This is a genomic window from Synechococcus sp. UW179A (assembly GCF_900473965.1).
In the GTDB taxonomy this organism is placed as follows: domain Bacteria; phylum Cyanobacteriota; class Cyanobacteriia; order PCC-6307; family Cyanobiaceae; genus Synechococcus_C.
This window is the reverse complement of record NZ_UCNJ01000012.1, coordinates 1-15,141: the sequence shown is the minus strand read 5'-3', so window position 1 is coordinate 15,141 and position 15,141 is coordinate 1. Positions and strand designations below refer to the sequence as shown.

Below are 15,141 nucleotides of genomic sequence, written 5' to 3'. Positions count from 1 at the left end.
TTATCAATCAAAAGATGGATTCTGATTTTCTAAGTCAGTAAATCTTTGTGGTCTAATTAACCCAGTAAGCTCCCTGATTTTCGGTAAGAATATTTCAAGAGGGGACATTTCTCTCGTCACTATCTGCACATCGAAGAGTATGCCTTCTCTCGGTGGCTTTGGAGGCACACTTCTATTATTCCAAACATACCCGCCTGTCAAATCATTTACATTTTGCTCTCTAAATCTGGATATCGTTTTCTGAAACTGATCGCTATCAGATCGTAAAAGCTTTACGGTAGCAAGATAATTGCTAGGAGAACCTCTTTGCAATAAATTCGTAGTTCCACTACCAGCTAAAAGTCTTGAAATAGTCTCAGTACTCAACGGCATAGTTTCGATTGAAGTTATCTCGCCTCGAATGCCACCAATTTCAGAAGCACTAAATCCTATTGGCGTAATTAGAGCTTCCATACCTGGAGCAACTTGTGCGAATGCACGCTCGTTCAGAAAAATGGGGACCTCATCAGGAGATAATTCGTTTTTCCAACCTAAAAGCATTAGTGGTGCTCCTTGACTAACAGTCGATCTCTGCCCAACATTAAATGAGGTGATTCGTGCATCCTCCAAAGCATAAACAGCAGAAGATTGAAGATAAGAAGTTAATGATGACAGTAATTCGTTGGCTGTATTTAACGCCTTTTCCTCATTACTTTTAAGCTGACGTCGTAAATCATTAATACTAGTTTCCTGTCGAATGTAATCTGATTGTAAACTGAGAATCTGCTCGGCATTAACGGCTCCTTGTTTAAGAAGAGAAACATTGGCATCGTATCTCTCTAGCATTGTCTTATATAACTTCAAGGCATTATCTAAGTCAGCCCGAAGAATCACTTGATTGTCTTTAAAAACAGACTGAGACTTGATGTATTCATCATAAGAAGTTATCAGATTATTTCTGACAGCTGCATTGTCGATAAGTGCTACAAGATCATATTTTTCGACTTCTATATCTCCGCCATATTCAAGTTGAAGATTCACTCCACGACTACTACTATCGATTCTGGCCCAAGTCGCAGTATTAATCGTATTAACGATTGATCGTGCCAATTGGATTGCTTTCAGTGTTGAACGCTCGGTTGTCGACACACCCCATTGGAAGTCGTAGGCCTCTTTGCTCCAGGCAGGAGGAATCAGCTCAGTACGGTCTAAAGGGCGTGTAGGTTCTTGATTTGAAGGATTTTTGCGACTCTCAAATGGAAAAAGAACCATCCCGTTACCGGGTGCTTTGATTTCCATAAGACCTTCTGATGGAACTAAAATTCCAGCAGCAGTTACATTGATCGGTATTTTGCTAAAGACTGCCCATAATGCAGTCCAAGCACCTAAAAATGTGAGAACAAAAAGGGTAAGTTTGATTGGAATATCGATAACAACTGCCGATTGATGACCAAAATTCTGATTTTTTTTCCAGAAGTTTGCGCGCATGATCAACAACTCATGAAATTGTTTTTAGCAACAACGTTGCCAATAACGGAAAGAATTTAAGAATTTATTTTTGTTTGTTTGCTTTAACGCAAACAACACTCAGAATCCATTAAAAGTATTGGTTGATACAATTCACTCTTTTCTGCGTAGTTAACTTGAAACAGAATTTTTACTGCGACATGACTGTACAAGAAGAACTCGCTATGCTTTCTTCATTGCGTGAATATGTTTCATCATGCATTTGTGAAGATCCAAGTCTAAAGGAAGAATTGATTAAAGATCCAAAATCATTTATTCTTGCTCGTCTTACTGATCTTGATGAATCAGATTTGAAAGATATCGATTTCAAAGTTGTTGACGAACCTTCGGGATCCATCATTTTACCCATTCCAACTGTTCCTGAGGATATGGATCTAGATGAATTAGAGTCTGTTGCAGGTGGATTCATCTTTACTGCCAAGGCAATAACAGCCGGAATCAAAGCAGCTTCCAAAGCAGCAACTGCAGCAGCAAAAACACCAGCTGGCACGGTAGCGATTGGAACTGCCTCAGGGGTTGCAGCCGGGCAAGCCAATGATGCAATTAGGGATGCACGCAACAACGAATAATCAAAAAATTTAACGTCTTAGAAAAGAAATCTGAATATCATATTGATGACCAAAATTCTGATTTTTTTCCAGAAGTTTGCGCGCATGATCAACAACTCATAAAATTGTTCTTAGCAACAACGTTGCCAATAACGGAAAGAATTTAATAATTTATTTTTGTTTATTTGCTCTAACGCAAATATCACTCAGAATCCATTGAAAGTATTGGTTAATACAATTCACTCTTTTCCGCGGCGTTAGCTTAAAGCAGTATTTTTACTGCGACATGACTGTACAAGAAGAACTCGCTATGCTTTCTTCATTGCGTGAATATGTTTCATCATGCATTTGTGAAGATCCAAGTCTAAAGGAAGAATTGATTAAAGATCCAAAATCATTTATTCTTGCTCGTCTTACTGATCTTGATGAATCAGATTTGAAAGATATCGATTTCAAAGTTGTTGACGAACCTTCGGGATCCATCATTTTACCCATTCCAACTGTTCCTGAGGATATGGATCTAGATGAATTAGAGTCTGTCGCAGGTGGATTCATCTTTACTGCCAAGGCAATAGCAGCCGGAATCACAGCAGTTTCCAAAGCAGCAGCTCCAGCAGCTGGCGCAGTAGCCGCAGGGGTTGCGATCAATGCTTTAAACGACGATGGCATGCGGGACCTTGCACGTCCAAAAAACACAAAAAACCCACAAAACACTCGTCCTGAATAAAAGAAATCTGAATAACATATTAATGTATTATGTGATCCGACTCCACTTTGGTCTTTTCAGTCAAAAGCTTCCTATTGCACCATGACTGTTCAAGAAGATCTCTCTATTCTTTCTTCATTGCGTGAACATGTTGCATCATGCATTTATGAAGATCCGAGTCTAAAGGAAGAATTGATCAAAGATCCAAAATCATTTATTCTTGCTCGTCTTACTGATCTTGATGAATCAGATTTAAAAGATATCGATTTCAAAATTGTTGAAGAACCTGCGGGATCCATTATTTTACCCATTCCAACTGTTCCTGAGGATATGGACCTAGATGAATTAGAATCTGTCGCAGGTGGACTATTTTCGCCGGATACAATAGCAGCAAAAGCACGCATAAGAAAGGGGATCGGTCATTCACAGGTCGGTGGGCCAGCTAGACCGATTGCAACAAAAATACCGGCTAATCCAGATCAAGGGGTTGAGTAGGGGTAGTTGGAACGCAGAGAACCAATGGTGCGCCTGATCATTCCTTATCACGAACTGGAAAATGATCAATGCACAGTACTTTGAAATATGTTTAGAAAGCCTTTATTTTCGCAAGAGTTGTTGGCTTATCACATCAGATTTACAAGCTTTAAGTTCAAACTCATTGAAAAATAATCTAAATTTTATTTCAACTTATACAAGCATTCTCCAAATAGCAGTAAAAATACTTTAGCATAATCGTTAAACCAGAATCTTATAGTTGGCGTCAATCAATCAATTAATTACTTTCTATCTCTTATCTTCTTATTGATTTAGTTTTTTCTTTTTAATAGCTTGATCGAGTCGACTAAGCACTTTGTTATTTTGCCTGATGGCATCAGAACCCGTCAATATTCCAACATTATTTGCGTTAAAATTTTCACAAGCTCCGCGTTTAATCAGGTTGGACCATTCAATTCTCATGAATTTAAAAAACTCATTTTGACTATGAAGGTTAACACTATTGTTCCAAACTTTAACAAACCTTTTATATGTATTTAGTTCAAATTGTTCACGAGCAAGTTGGCTAGAAATTCTATCAACATCAGAGAAGCTGTTTTGTTCTCCCCACGGCCAGTTCATAGTTGACGGACATAATTCATATCCATTCTTTAGGATTCTCTCTTCACTGATGCTGCGTGAAATCAATGACATGTCGTTATCATTAGCCATCGCATAAGGGTACGTTTGGCACATCAATGGTCGTAATGGATAGATTCCACATTTACCAAAGTAGTTCTGGCCTGGATGGTCATTGGTTTCATGTCCATTTAAAGGTTGCTTGCGGCGACCTTCAACAAGAAAAAGACAGCGCGTTGACCCTTTAATAACCTCACTGTCTATTTTTTTCAACGTTAGTAGGCTGAATGGAAATTGTTTAGAATTTTCTTTGAGGATTACGCCTTGCGAGTGGTCCTGATCCTTAATAGGGATAAAGGAACATATATCGACCTCTCTTAATCCCAGCGCATCAGCAATCCTAATAATGTCAAATGCTGTCACTAGAAGGATGTAGTGTCGGCAACATCCACCATGACAACCATCACAAAGGTTTGTTGGCATTGTCAACATACTTTTTTCTAACGTAGCTCGATCTCATTACCTCTGCAGTCATCCCGAGATTTGAGTCAGGCATCCGACATTCACTCCGAGAGATAGACAAAAGGAAGCACAATTGGAATACAGAAGGCTGTTGACAGTCGACTGAACACAACCAAGAACGGCCAAAAGATCGTTTACATCCGACTGAAGCAGTTCAATGCCAATGCCTCAAGAGAAATGCGGGCGGCGATCCGCGAACTCGAGGCTGAAGGTGCTTAAGGCTATGTGCTTGATCTGCGCAGTAATCCTGGTGGGCTGCTGGAAGCCAGCATCGACATTGCACGGCAATGGCTAGATGAAGGCACCATCGTCAGCACCAAAACAAGAGACGGCATCCAGGATGTCCGACGTGCCACTGGCAGTGCACTGACCAACAGTCCTGTTGTGGTGCTGGTGAATGAAGGTTCAGCCAGTGCCAGCGAGATTCTCTCTGGCGCACTCCAAGACAACAAGCGAGCCGTTCTGGTGGGTCAGAAAACCTTTGGGAAGGGGTTGGTCCAGTCTGTCCGCGGCCTCTCGGATGGATCCGGGTTGACGGTCACCATTGCCAAGTACCTCACGCCCAAAGGCACCGATATCCACAAAAACGGCATTCGCCCGGATGTGGACGTAAAACTGAGCGATCAAGAGATCCAATCGCTAACCGTCGAGCAGCTTGGCACTGGCAAAGACAGTCAGTACCGAGCTGCCGAAACCACCTTGATCAAAGCCCTGCGCTCACCGGGGCGCGGTCAGGCCTATCAACCGGGATCCGCAAACCTCCACTCCGCGCTTCAGCGGTAGGGGTACAACCCGAACCCCTCCCGTTCACTGCGACTGCCGCTGCGCACCGGGCGTTGATTCACCGGAGCTGTCGCCATCGGCGGCATGGACACTGGACTGTCCTTGATCCTACGCACCATGCTTCTGCAGCCTCCGGCAGCGTTGATGGCACCATCCACTGCAGCGAGCTGAATCCGTTGTCCCCATCGCGGTTCCCATCCCCAGACCTGCCCCTGACGGTCAAGAAGCTCAACAGCCTGCGCACGGCTCAACTGCCGCTCTCGCAGCAGACAGGTGGCTGTGGCCAGTGAAGCGAGTTGAAGCGATGAGGTTCGCCCTGGCATCGGTGCCGTGGGGTAACGGGGCATTGGCCTGGATACGGTCATAACGGGACGTCCCCCGCCGGCAGGAAAGCCTCCGATGGGAAGCCCCCCCATCGGCACAGCACCCATGGGAAAACCGCCGGTGGACAAACCGCCCATCGGCACGGGGCCATTGCCACCGAACTGACCGAGCGCAGCCAGCGCCAGCTGCATCAGTAATGAATTCATGATTGATCCCTGTGGATGTGTGTGAAAAAAGTGGTGTCTGCGTCGTTCAGACGCGGACCTGAGTTCCGCAATAGCGATCGAACAGCTGCAGAACATCGCGGGGAGGGAGTTTGGCGGTGTACCTGGCTTCTAGTTCAGCTAACTGCTGCTGACGGGGATACACACGGATCGAACGCACTTCGGCCGGATGACTGCGCGCAAGCGCTGAATACATGGCGCGATGGTGTTTCTGATCCGAAATAGGGCCTCCCGCGCAGCGCTGCATACGATGGGTCGCCTCATGGGCAAGGGTGTCCCAGACCTGGGCTGGGGACTTGTGCGCCCGACAGACCACAAGGGTGTCGCTGCTTGGGTGATACAGGCCCTGAAGCCCACGTTGAGAGCAGTCTTTCTGAACCACGCGCACGCCAGCCCGCGTGAGCTTGTTGCGCAACACATCGATGGCCTCCCAGGACGCCGCCTGCGCAGGAATGGCAAGAAGAAAGGGCAGGCAGACCACTGGAAGCCAACACCACCAACATCGAAGTAAAGGTCGGTTCAAATGCCCTGAACAGCGTGGGACTGTTCCAAGCTCTTATGGGGATACAAAAAAACCATCACCCAAATGGGTGATGGTTATGAGGGAATGTGACTGAGAACAATTTGAAGGGTGTAAAGCAGGTCAAGCCACTGGCTGCATCAAGCCACCACCAGGCGTGGAATCATCGTCATCGTTGTTCTTTGAATCGTCTTGCCAGAGGGCGTAGACGCCAAGAGCGGCAGCACCAATCAGGCTTGAAAAGAGACCCATTGGACCCACTGTGCTGATCGGATCGATGAATTCGCCCACGAGGTCTGATTATCTCGGCGTAGTGTAACGAAGAATTGCGCATTGTGTAGGAACTTTCTCATTTTGGCCCGTCGAGCGCGATCAGGGCCAAGCGTTAAACGCTGAGAACGGCCTGATTACGCTCAGTTTGCTGCTTGTCACGCTCGTCGGCGGTGAGTCCATCGGCATCAGGAATCTGAGCTGCCATCTGCTCAAGCCAGCTCTTGATTTCATCAAGCTGCTTCTCCATCGGCAACACGCCGAGACCTCTGGCCATCACCTTGGCCGTTGCACCAGAGCCAGGCTGATACACAAGCCGACCATGGAGATGCTGCGGCAAACCCTGGCGCAACAAGCGGAAAGCCGGCTCTTCCATCGGTGTTTCCAAGGCAATGTTCGGCTTCTCTGGACGGATGCGTGAAAAACCGCAGCGTTTGGCCAGAAGCTTCAGATCCATCAGCAGCAGCAGCGACTGAACCGGACCGGGCAGAGCGCCGTAGCGATCGGCCCAGATCGCGGCAAGTTCAACCAGAGACTCGCTGGTGACACACTCTGCTGCCGATCGATAGGCCGCCATCTTCTCGTCGGCATCAGTGATCCAGTCGGCGGGAATGAACGCAGTGACCTGTAGATCCACCTGGGTGTCGTCGACCGCTGGGATGTCCTGCCCCTGGATCTCGGCCAGGGATTCCTGGAGCATCTCCATGTAGAGATCAAAACCAATGGCTTCCATCTGCCCGCTCTGCTGGACTCCCAGCAGGTTTCCAACCCCGCGAATCTCCATATCCCGCATCGCCAGCTGATAACCACTGCCCAGCTGGGCAAATTCCTGAATGGCCCTCAGTCGCTGCCGTGCCGCCTCACTGAGGGAGGCGTTGCCTGGATAAAACAACCAAGCATGAGCCTGCACGCCACTGCGACCGACACGTCCCCGCAGCTGATAAAGCTGCGCCAGACCGAATCGATGGGCATCTTCGATCAAAATTGTGTTGACGCGGGGGATATCGAGTCCGCTTTCCACAATCGTGGTGCAAAGCATCACATCAGCTTCTCCGCCGTTGAATGCCACCATGGCGCTCTCCAGCTCACCCTCGGCCATCTGACCGTGCGCCACGAGCAGACGCAGGCCGGGAAGCATCTGACGCAGCTGACCAGCCACGTCTTCAATCCCTTCGACCCTCGGAACCACATAAAACACCTGCCCACCGCGATCGAGCTCCTGACGGATGGCACTGCGAACCGCCTCTTCATCAAGGGAGGCCAGATGGGTCTTAATCGGACGGCGCAGTGGGGGAGGCGTGGTGATCAGGCTCATCTCCCGCACTCCTGACAAGCTCATGTAAAGCGTGCGCGGAATCGGTGTCGCTGAAAGTGTCAGCACGTCAACGTCCTTGCGCAGTGCTTTGATCTTTTCTTTCTGGTTGACACCGAAGCGCTGTTCCTCATCCACCACCAGCAGGCCGAGCTTGTCGAACACCGTGCTCTTGCTCAACAGCTGATGCGTTCCAACAACAGCATCGATGGTTCCTTGCTTGAGACCTTCAAGGATCGATTTGCGCTCGCTGGTGGTTCGGAAGCGATTCAGAAGAGCCACCTTGATGGGGTAGGGCGCGAAACGCTCGGAAAGCGTTCGCCAGTGCTGCTGCGCAAGCACTGTTGTGGGAGCCAACATCGCCACCTGCTTGCCGGCCGTGATTGCCTTGAAAATGGCCCGGATCGCCACCTCGGTTTTACCAAAGCCCACGTCGCCGCATACCAGCCGATCCATTGGTTGCGACTTCTCCATATCCCGCTTCACATCCGCTGTGGCCTTGAGCTGATCTGGGGTCGGTTCATAGGGGAATGACTCCTCCAGCTCGTTTTGCCAGGGGCCGTCAACAGGAAACGCGAAGCCTGGCGCCTGATGTCGCTCGGCGTACAGCTTCACCAGGTCGAGCGCCACCTTGCGCAAGGCCTTGCCAGCACGCTCCTTGGCCTTCACCCAAGCCGATCCACCCATCTTGCTGAGCTGGGGTGGAGCATCACTGTTGGCGCGATAACGGCCGAGGCTGCCCAGCTGGTCTGCCGCCACACGCAGGATGCCGTCGGCGTACTGCACCACCAGGTAATCACGCACCTCGCCGCTAATCGCCAGCTTCTCCAGCTTCTGGAAGCGACCGATGCCGTGATTGCGATGCACCACGAAATCCCCGGGCTGCATCTTGTTGGGATCCACCGTGCGACTGGCCGCCTTGCGGCGGCGGCGCACATAGCCAGTGCTCGTGAGCGTCTGCTGGCCGAAAAACTCGCGATCCGTGATGAGAACAACCCGCCAGGCAGGAAGCTGCAGCCCCTCGAGATCAGCGGTGCCACGGGTCTTCAGAGCCACAGGTGTTCCTTGCTCGATCAAACGCTCGATCGCGGGCGCATCCGCAGAATTGGGAACGAAGCGACTGATGCAGTCATGCTCTTCGAGCAGAGCAACGGCTCGGCTCGGCTGGGCAGACAGCAGCCAGACCGCCTGTTTCTCCTTCCCATAGCTTTTGATCAGTTCACCAAGCTTTCCGAACTGATTGGGATAGGCCGGCACAGGACGACTGTTGAGATCAAAGGCGTTGGGATGGGAATCACTTTCCTGCAACTCAGCCAGATCAAAGCCAGGAAACGCTTCTGCCAGCCCCATCGCCTCCTCGATGTCGCGATGCAGGATCGGCAACGGCAACGCCAGTTCGTCGTGATGCTCCTTGGCATGGTCGAGCCACTGGTCTCCATGGGAGCGGCCATGGCGTCGCTCATCGATCGCCACACAACAGCCATCCGGGAGGTAATCGAGCAAGGAAGCGGGCTGCTGCCAAGCCAGACCAAGCAGGCGGCGCATGCCTTCGGGTGTGCCCCCATCCAGGAGTTCAGACAGACATTCCTCACTCAGAAGCAGATCCAAACCATCGGGCATGGCATCGCGCAGCTGTTCAGCGATCAAGGGACTGAATCCAGTCGGCGTCAGTCGCAGACTCTCGATTGGATCGAGGGAACGCTGGCTGGCGGGATCGAATTCACGCAGCTTGTCGAGCTCATCACCGAAGAACTCCAGACGCACTGGCAGCTCACTGCTGACAGGAAACACATCAACGATGTCGCCACGGCGGCTCCAGGTGCCTTCCTGGTCGATGGTTGAAACCCGTTCATAACCCAGCTGGGCCAGGCTGATGGCCAAGGCTTCAAGGTCGACGCTCTCACCCTTACGCAGGGTTCGGCATCGATCAGACAAAGCCTGCGGCGGAGGCAGATGTGGCTGCAGGCAACGCTCAGTGGCCACAATCGCCAGATCACGGCTCTGTTGATCGAGCTGCAACTCACTGAGCACCTGCAACTGCCCCCAGGTGATTTCACTGGTGGGATCAAACGGTTCATAAGGCGAACCTTCACTGGTGGGATAGAGCTGGGCACTGCGCCAACCCATCAGCTCCAGAAGAGCCGTCCAACGACCCGCTTCCTCGAGGGTCGGCACGACCACTAGCAGAGGCCGGTCCTGTTGCCGCGCCAGGGCACTAGCCACAAGAGCCCTTGCTCCCCGGCCGCCTCCGCGGAGCAAGAGCCGATCGGGCCGATCGATGCGTTCGCCGAGCTCACTGGTCAGCGCTGAGCACTGCAGCAGGCGCACCAGGGAGCTGAGGGGCATGGCAGGACCACTGACGGCAACGCATGATTGTCGCAATTCACTGTTCGCCACTGCGTGCATCACGACGCGCTCTTCGGCCATGCCTCGATTCCGCTGCCCTGATTGCTGTTGTGGTCCAGCGGTCGTTCTGCACCCGCCAAAAGGGGCCCTGCCTGTTTGCTCCCGTTGCGGAACCGTGATGGAACGGCAGCCACTGATCAAGCCCCTTCCCTTGGCTGTTTTTCTGGCTGTGAGCTCAGCCCTTGTGGGACTCTCCATACCAGCGCTTCTGGGCCCGCCACCTCCAACCAGACCTCCCAGATCGGAGACCCTCGCTTAAGTCATCCCTCCACAGCTGCCCGATTCCAGACCAAGCCCCCCATGAACAAGCCGAGCATGAACCGATCGAACCGACTGGAACGCAGGTTTGAAGGGCTGATCTGGAAATTCCGACTGGTCACGCTGATTCCCGTTCTGATGAGCCTGCTGGGGAGCATCAGCTGTTTTGTGATCGGGACCTATGCAGAGATCAGCGTTCTCCAGAAAGTCTTTCGAGGTGACTTCACCCATGACAACAGCACTCTGCTGATCGGAAAGGTGGTGGGAGGCATCGACTACTACCTGATCGGCATCGCCCTGCTGATTTTCGGCTACGGCATCTACGAGCTGGTGATCTCCGACATCGACCCGCGACAGAACGATGCATCGACTTCAAGACGCAACCTGCTCAACATCCAAGACCTCGATGGGCTGAAACAGAAGCTCACCAAGGTGATCATCGTTGCCCTGATCGTGACGGCGTTCAAGGTGATGGTGAGCTTTGAGGTGACCTCGATCACCGAACTGATTCAGTACTGCGCAGGTGTGCTCATGTTGGCGTTCAGCTCCTACTTGATCGGGCGCACCGGCAAGCACTGATGCAATGCCCATTCATCCCCCCCAAGGACGAATCCTTTCATCCGCAGGAGGGAGGTGAGCCAACCAGGACTCAGCAGACCGTGAAGGGGTTCCTGCTTGATGTCAATCATGACCACCAGCACACCACCAGCGGCCATTCAACGACGGCTTGAACGACAACGACGTCATGAACGCCGCCGCCCAATCCCTGCCCACATCCTGCAACGGAATGACGCTGTGCTGATGCACCTGGGACTGGCCCATCTCGGTGCCAACCGTCTGCTGCACAACGGATCTGGCGAACAGGACGATCTGGTGCAAGAAGGCCGCTATGGGCTGATTCGCGCTCTTGAACGTTTTGAGGCCGGTCGCGGCCACCGCATCAGCAGCTACGCGATGCCGAGGATCACAGGGCAGATCAAGCATTACCGCAGAGACAGGCTGCAAATCTTGCGAATCCCCTGGCTGTCACATGGTCTGAGTAGTAGCAGTGACTCTCAACGGTGCTTTGCAGCTGGTAAGGCGCTGGTATGAACTTCTGCTGTTGGTATCGCAAAAAGCAGTTGGTATTGAGAACAGCTAGTGAACAAATCGGTAAATACCAACTACACCTTTCAGGCATTGCCTATCACCTCAGCTATCAAATAGTCACAACCTGTGGTTGGCATGCCAGCAGCCAACAGCGTTGCTATCACTAATACAAGGCCTGTAGCAACACCATGGAAGACCCCAAGAACATCAAGGACGACAAGAAAGAGAAGGAGTCACCTGAACTCAAGCAAGAGTTGAGTGAGGAAGACCTAGAGGGAATATCTGGAGGAGGTTCTGGACTAGAAGGGATGCCACCACCACCACCATGGGACCCTGGTGGTCCTGATTAACGAGATACTCCTGGTCCTGATTGATTGCTTTGGAGAATGATAAGAATAGGGCATAAAGAAAGAGGAGGGCAAGAGCAAATCTCTCCTCTTCTTTCATGTCCACTAAAGAAAGGAAATAAATACAAAACTGATGAAAGATAATCAACCTTTAATTCTAGCCGATACTCTTAAAATTTGCACACCATGGATAGTGCCTATTGTTTATACATAGCACCAGTCATTGTGTCGCTATCTATTAGCCAGTCAACAGTTCAATTCACTAGAAACTGCAGGAACCATGTCCAACACAGCGATAACAAGCACTGTTTGAATGGGTAGCAGTGAATGGCTGGCATGCACCTAGCAGCTGAGCGCCTGAGATCCCAGTTATATCGATACGAATGGCATCTGTATGCACCTGTATCAAGCGGAAGGCAGTGCTTAGGAGAAAATCCCTGCCCGTAACATGCCTTAGGCCTGTTACGGGCGATTGTAGAGCCAGTGTGCAACATAGTGGTGTTATGTGCTGGCACTGCCTGTTCAGCGGCACGACTGTGTCGAACCATTAGATTACATATCTAAATAGCAATGACCATCATCAATAGTATTAGCAGATGCAAGTATTCGCAGTAGGTGTGGTCATCTGCATCCTTTCGGAAAGCTGCCGAAATGGCACTTGGTGATCTAAATACCTTGCCTTATGTCCTGGCGTGCAGGTACTTACAGAGGATCGCACCCATGCCCTGGAGGAATTTGCCTCCTTCCACATACGATAATAGGCATCAGGAAATTATGCCAAAATTTAGCAAGTAAGACTGCGATTTAGTTTGGGCATTATTTCCAAAACTGCGCACAATCGCATTAGATACTGGAGGCAATTTATGAGTTTTCTAAATCAATAAAATCCGCATATTTGAATGCAGAGATTTCTGTCATTTTGAAGACCAATGCTCCTCAGCCAGAATTAGTATATTTAAGCATCTGGCTATCATCTATGCAAGTTGTTGCAATTTGGCAACCAGTGCAAATATTTGCACCACCAGCCACACTTTCTAGCTCCTCTTCACTGAGCTGGTTAATCTTATCAGCAGTAAATTCATGACCATGTTCTTTAGCAATACCTACAACATCTTCAGGTGACTTAGCTGCTTTTAGTTTCTCCTGAAGACTGGAATCGCCTTTGGCTTTGGAGAGAAATGCCTTGAGTTGCTCTTCTGACATGGGTATGAGGCCTGTCCAGCAGTCATAGCAACGGTCTGCTGCAGTGTCTTTGGCTTATGCTTACTGCGCTCAATGGTGCCAGGCACTAGAGGCTGATGTTTTCATTATCTGTAGCGCAGTGATTACACACTCCTGTTGGACCCGTCGCATCAAAAGGTCGCCATTAACAGATTATCCAGCAGGATAAATTTGTATAATCTTCAATAATTTTGTGGGTTAAAATGCAATCGCCGCCAGCTGCTTTTTCAAGTTCCTTGTCGGAAATCTCTGCTTCGGCTTTCTTCAATTCATCCGTCGAAATCACAAATCCCGATTCTTTAGCAATTGCTACCACTGCATCGGCATTTGCTGCAGCTTTGAGCTTATCCTGAAGGTTTGTGTCGCCCTTGACTTTTTCAAGGAAGGCTTTGAGCTGCTCTTCTGACATTTGGATTATTGCAGATATTTTATCTTAGCCAAACCTTCTGAAACGAACAATTAAGGCTCTAGAAGGTGTCACATACCTAGATGAATGGATGACAGCTAATAGATACTTAAAGCCTGCCAGATACGCTTACGAAGCCCTCTCAGAGGGTATTAGAGCAAATCTATTTAGCTTCCAAGTGTCATGATGATATCGCCTAGATTTTTTCATTACTGCTATTCACATTAATAGTTTTATCTCGGCACAGCATTTATCCGTGAAGTACATAGATAACCCGCTTAGAAACGGTTAAGCTTGATGTGTCAAATAGACGAAAACATCAAAGGCTTTTTGCTGTTATCCTAAGATAGAATTTTTTGAATGATGAAGCCATGAGTCGCCTAGCGCCTCTTCTGCTAATACTTGTTTTAGTTGGATGTAGATACAAGACAAAACAAGAAGCCAATGATGCTTGTATTAAATGGGCTGAGACCACCAGATCAATCAGGCCTCAATCAAAAGACATCGATGAGCAATATTATGCACTTGAAGACAAATACTTTAATGTAAGCAAATCCGATAAGGGGGTTACTGTTGATTTAAAAGAAGGTTTCAAACTTGAAGACTTTGAAAAAGAAGTAGAGCAACTAGAAGCAAAAAGGGATAAAGAAGACAAAGGTAAGTTAATGCTATTTGCAGGATGCAGTCCAGACGAAGATAAAAAGGAGTATATTGGTTATACAGAAGAGATGAGGCAGAAAGGAATAATGGGCAATGGAGAGTTAGTAAGGTCTAACCAAAAGGTTGTCAAACACTTTCGCTATGAAAAAGATTATTAATTGCTGATGCAAAAGATGCGGGATACAATGAACTAATGAAAAACTAGTCCTTCTTCTAAGCCTCTTATTTGCGACCCCAGCAACTGCTTGCAGTGAAGTGGAGATAAAAAGTCAAAATATTGCTGCTGTAGCAAATAATATCTGTCTTCCTGGGAACGATGGAGCAATAGACAAGTGTATTGCCAAAGAATTATATTTTAAAATGCTAGAAACACTTGAGAAAGATTACGACGCTAATGTTCCCTTGGGGAAAGAACGCTTAGCAAGAGTATTTACACTTTTGGATTTGAACTGTGAATAGAATTGCAGATGCAAAGTAAGTTAAGCAGGTGTCTACCTGTAACTGTTTAAGAAGGGAGCACTCCCACACCAAAAAAGTTTGATGTGGGAGTGCTCCTATTGAACTCACTTACTTGAGTGAATCTGTTCAAGACGCTCTAAAAGTGCCTTCAGAGATTTGAGTTTGTCTTTTAGTGCAGGTTCCATATCAATATCAGGACCGGGCACGCCGGTTTCACCTATGGCACCTGTAGGACCTTTTTTACCTTCAGGACCTTGAGGACCTTTTGGTGATTCACCTCTTGGACCTTTTTCACCTAGAGGACCTTGTGGACCTCTAGGACCTCTCAAATGCTCCGGAGGTTTAATCCCAAAGGGTTGTCCATATCCGCTCACACGTTCAGTGGTGTGGTGAGCACCACCCCCAGCGTTGACAAGACCTCGATGGGCTGAAACAGAAGCTCACCAAGGTGATCATCGTTGCCCTGA

The 15,141-nt window shown here is 49.1% G+C and carries 18 protein-coding genes and 1 pseudogene; 10 read left to right on the top strand and 9 right to left on the bottom strand.

All coding sequences use genetic code 11. The features are described 5' to 3' along the window. Positions 1-3 precede the first annotated feature (3 nt). On the bottom strand, positions 4-1,467 hold the full coding sequence (locus DXY31_RS04475; protein ID WP_114992551.1) for a hypothetical protein: 1,464 nt from the start codon (positions 1,465-1,467) through the stop codon (positions 4-6). Positions 1,468-1,622: 155 nt separating this feature from the next. On the opposite strand from DXY31_RS04475, the gene DXY31_RS04470 reads away from it, so the two are divergent. The 3 genes from DXY31_RS04470 (at position 1,623) to DXY31_RS04460 (ending at position 3,255) form a co-directional block, all read left to right on the top strand. Continuing rightward, entirely contained in the window at positions 1,623-2,075 is a 453-nt protein-coding gene (locus tag DXY31_RS04470) for a hypothetical protein (RefSeq protein ID WP_137024899.1), read from the top strand. A gap of 265 nt (positions 2,076-2,340) precedes the next feature. Next, positions 2,341-2,781 (top strand): hypothetical protein, encoded by a 441-nt coding sequence (locus tag DXY31_RS04465; RefSeq protein WP_137024898.1) that lies wholly within the window; start codon positions 2,341-2,343, stop codon positions 2,779-2,781. Positions 2,782-2,862: 81 nt separating this feature from the next. After that, positions 2,863-3,255, top strand: coding sequence for a hypothetical protein (locus DXY31_RS04460; RefSeq protein WP_114992546.1), 393 nt, complete (start codon positions 2,863-2,865; stop codon positions 3,253-3,255). Between the two features lie 303 nt (positions 3,256-3,558). Here DXY31_RS04460 and DXY31_RS04455 read toward each other — a convergent pair whose 3' ends face one another. Next, on the bottom strand, positions 3,559-4,296 hold the full coding sequence (locus DXY31_RS04455) for a YkgJ family cysteine cluster protein (RefSeq protein WP_244279539.1): 738 nt from the start codon (positions 4,294-4,296) through the stop codon (positions 3,559-3,561). A gap of 186 nt (positions 4,297-4,482) precedes the next feature. Between DXY31_RS04455 and DXY31_RS04450 the strand changes: the two are divergent. Beyond that, positions 4,483-5,178: pseudogene (locus tag DXY31_RS04450) on the top strand (S41 family peptidase); the annotation flags it as partial. Here DXY31_RS04450 and DXY31_RS04445 read toward each other — a convergent pair. The 4 genes from DXY31_RS04445 to mfd form a co-directional block, all read right to left on the bottom strand. Next, complete coding sequence (locus DXY31_RS04445) at positions 5,169-5,708, bottom strand: hypothetical protein (protein WP_114992542.1); 540 nt, start codon at positions 5,706-5,708, stop codon at positions 5,169-5,171. The pseudogene DXY31_RS04450 and the gene DXY31_RS04445 overlap by 10 nt on opposite strands. A 46-nt stretch (positions 5,709-5,754) precedes the next feature. Then, the gene (locus DXY31_RS04440) at positions 5,755-6,249 is read right to left on the bottom strand and encodes a hypothetical protein (RefSeq protein ID WP_244279537.1); all 495 of its coding nucleotides are present in this window, start codon (positions 6,247-6,249) and stop codon (positions 5,755-5,757) included. 120 nt (positions 6,250-6,369) lie between these two features. Continuing rightward, entirely contained in the window at positions 6,370-6,537 is a 168-nt protein-coding gene (locus DXY31_RS16785) for a hypothetical protein (RefSeq protein ID WP_170953553.1), read from the bottom strand. A 94-nt stretch (positions 6,538-6,631) separates the two neighbouring features. Continuing rightward, the gene (gene mfd / locus DXY31_RS04435) at positions 6,632-10,174 is read right to left on the bottom strand and encodes a transcription-repair coupling factor (protein WP_114993050.1); all 3,543 of its coding nucleotides are present in this window, start codon (positions 10,172-10,174) and stop codon (positions 6,632-6,634) included. Between the two features lie 178 nt (positions 10,175-10,352). On the opposite strand from mfd, the gene DXY31_RS17520 reads away from it, so the two are divergent. The 4 genes from DXY31_RS17520 to DXY31_RS16780 all read left to right on the top strand — a co-directional run bounded on the left by DXY31_RS17520 (position 10,353) and on the right by DXY31_RS16780 (position 11,931). Beyond that, positions 10,353-10,493 carry a hypothetical protein gene (locus DXY31_RS17520; RefSeq protein ID WP_244279535.1) on the top strand — a complete coding sequence of 47 codons (141 nt, stop codon included), beginning with the start codon at positions 10,353-10,355 and terminating at the stop codon, positions 10,491-10,493. Between the two features lie 56 nt (positions 10,494-10,549). After that, the gene (locus tag DXY31_RS04425) at positions 10,550-11,071 is read left to right on the top strand and encodes a YqhA family protein (protein ID WP_244279534.1); all 522 of its coding nucleotides are present in this window, start codon (positions 10,550-10,552) and stop codon (positions 11,069-11,071) included. Between the two features lie 108 nt (positions 11,072-11,179). Further along, entirely contained in the window at positions 11,180-11,584 is a 405-nt protein-coding gene (locus DXY31_RS04420; protein ID WP_244279533.1) for a sigma factor, read from the top strand. Between the two features lie 185 nt (positions 11,585-11,769). Further along, entirely contained in the window at positions 11,770-11,931 is a 162-nt protein-coding gene (locus tag DXY31_RS16780; protein WP_170953552.1) for a hypothetical protein, read from the top strand. A 933-nt stretch (positions 11,932-12,864) separates the two neighbouring features. Here the strand turns inward: DXY31_RS16780 and DXY31_RS04410 are convergent. Next, on the bottom strand, positions 12,865-13,131 hold the full coding sequence (locus DXY31_RS04410) for a Nif11-like leader peptide family natural product precursor (RefSeq protein WP_114992531.1): 267 nt from the start codon (positions 13,129-13,131) through the stop codon (positions 12,865-12,867). Between the two features lie 163 nt (positions 13,132-13,294). After that, on the bottom strand, positions 13,295-13,558 hold the full coding sequence (locus DXY31_RS04405) for a Nif11-like leader peptide family natural product precursor (protein WP_114992530.1): 264 nt from the start codon (positions 13,556-13,558) through the stop codon (positions 13,295-13,297). Between the two features lie 368 nt (positions 13,559-13,926). Between DXY31_RS04405 and DXY31_RS04400 the strand changes: the two genes are divergently transcribed. Together DXY31_RS04400 and DXY31_RS17315 are read left to right on the top strand one after the other, a co-directional pair. Beyond that, complete coding sequence (locus DXY31_RS04400) at positions 13,927-14,373, top strand: hypothetical protein (protein ID WP_114992529.1); 447 nt, start codon at positions 13,927-13,929, stop codon at positions 14,371-14,373. A gap of 97 nt (positions 14,374-14,470) precedes the next feature. Then, a complete protein-coding gene (locus DXY31_RS17315; RefSeq protein ID WP_206749792.1) occupies positions 14,471-14,674 on the top strand; it encodes a hypothetical protein in 204 nt (67 codons plus the stop codon). Positions 14,675-14,778: 104 nt separating this feature from the next. On the opposite strand, the gene DXY31_RS16775 is transcribed toward DXY31_RS17315, so the two are convergent. Continuing rightward, positions 14,779-15,048 carry a collagen-like protein gene (locus DXY31_RS16775; protein WP_170953551.1) on the bottom strand — a complete coding sequence of 90 codons (270 nt, stop codon included), beginning with the start codon at positions 15,046-15,048 and terminating at the stop codon, positions 14,779-14,781. Positions 15,049-15,141 lie beyond the last annotated feature (93 nt).

Excerpts from the sequence above, each read along its gene's own strand:
- DXY31_RS04475 (WP_114992551.1), bottom strand. The coding sequence starts at position 1,467 with ATGCGCGCAAACTTCTGGAAAAAAAATCAGAATTTTGGTCATCAATCG.
- DXY31_RS04465 (WP_137024898.1), top strand. The coding sequence starts at position 2,341 with ATGACTGTACAAGAAGAACTCGCTATGCTTTCTTCATTGCGTGAATAT.
- DXY31_RS04460 (WP_114992546.1), top strand. The coding sequence starts at position 2,863 with ATGACTGTTCAAGAAGATCTCTCTATTCTTTCTTCATTGCGTGAACAT.
- DXY31_RS04445 (WP_114992542.1), bottom strand. The coding sequence starts at position 5,708 with ATGAATTCATTACTGATGCAGCTGGCGCTGGCTGCGCTCGGTCAGTTC.
- mfd (WP_114993050.1), bottom strand. The coding sequence starts at position 10,174 with ATGCCCCTCAGCTCCCTGGTGCGCCTGCTGCAGTGCTCAGCGCTGACC.
- DXY31_RS17520 (WP_244279535.1), top strand. The coding sequence starts at position 10,353 with ATGGAACGGCAGCCACTGATCAAGCCCCTTCCCTTGGCTGTTTTTCTG.
- DXY31_RS04425 (WP_244279534.1), top strand. The coding sequence starts at position 10,550 with ATGAACCGATCGAACCGACTGGAACGCAGGTTTGAAGGGCTGATCTGG.
- DXY31_RS04420 (WP_244279533.1), top strand. The coding sequence starts at position 11,180 with ATGACCACCAGCACACCACCAGCGGCCATTCAACGACGGCTTGAACGA.
- DXY31_RS16780 (WP_170953552.1), top strand. The coding sequence starts at position 11,770 with ATGGAAGACCCCAAGAACATCAAGGACGACAAGAAAGAGAAGGAGTCA.
- DXY31_RS04410 (WP_114992531.1), bottom strand. The coding sequence starts at position 13,131 with ATGTCAGAAGAGCAACTCAAGGCATTTCTCTCCAAAGCCAAAGGCGAT.
- DXY31_RS04405 (WP_114992530.1), bottom strand. The coding sequence starts at position 13,558 with ATGTCAGAAGAGCAGCTCAAAGCCTTCCTTGAAAAAGTCAAGGGCGAC.
- DXY31_RS04400 (WP_114992529.1), top strand. The coding sequence starts at position 13,927 with ATGAGTCGCCTAGCGCCTCTTCTGCTAATACTTGTTTTAGTTGGATGT.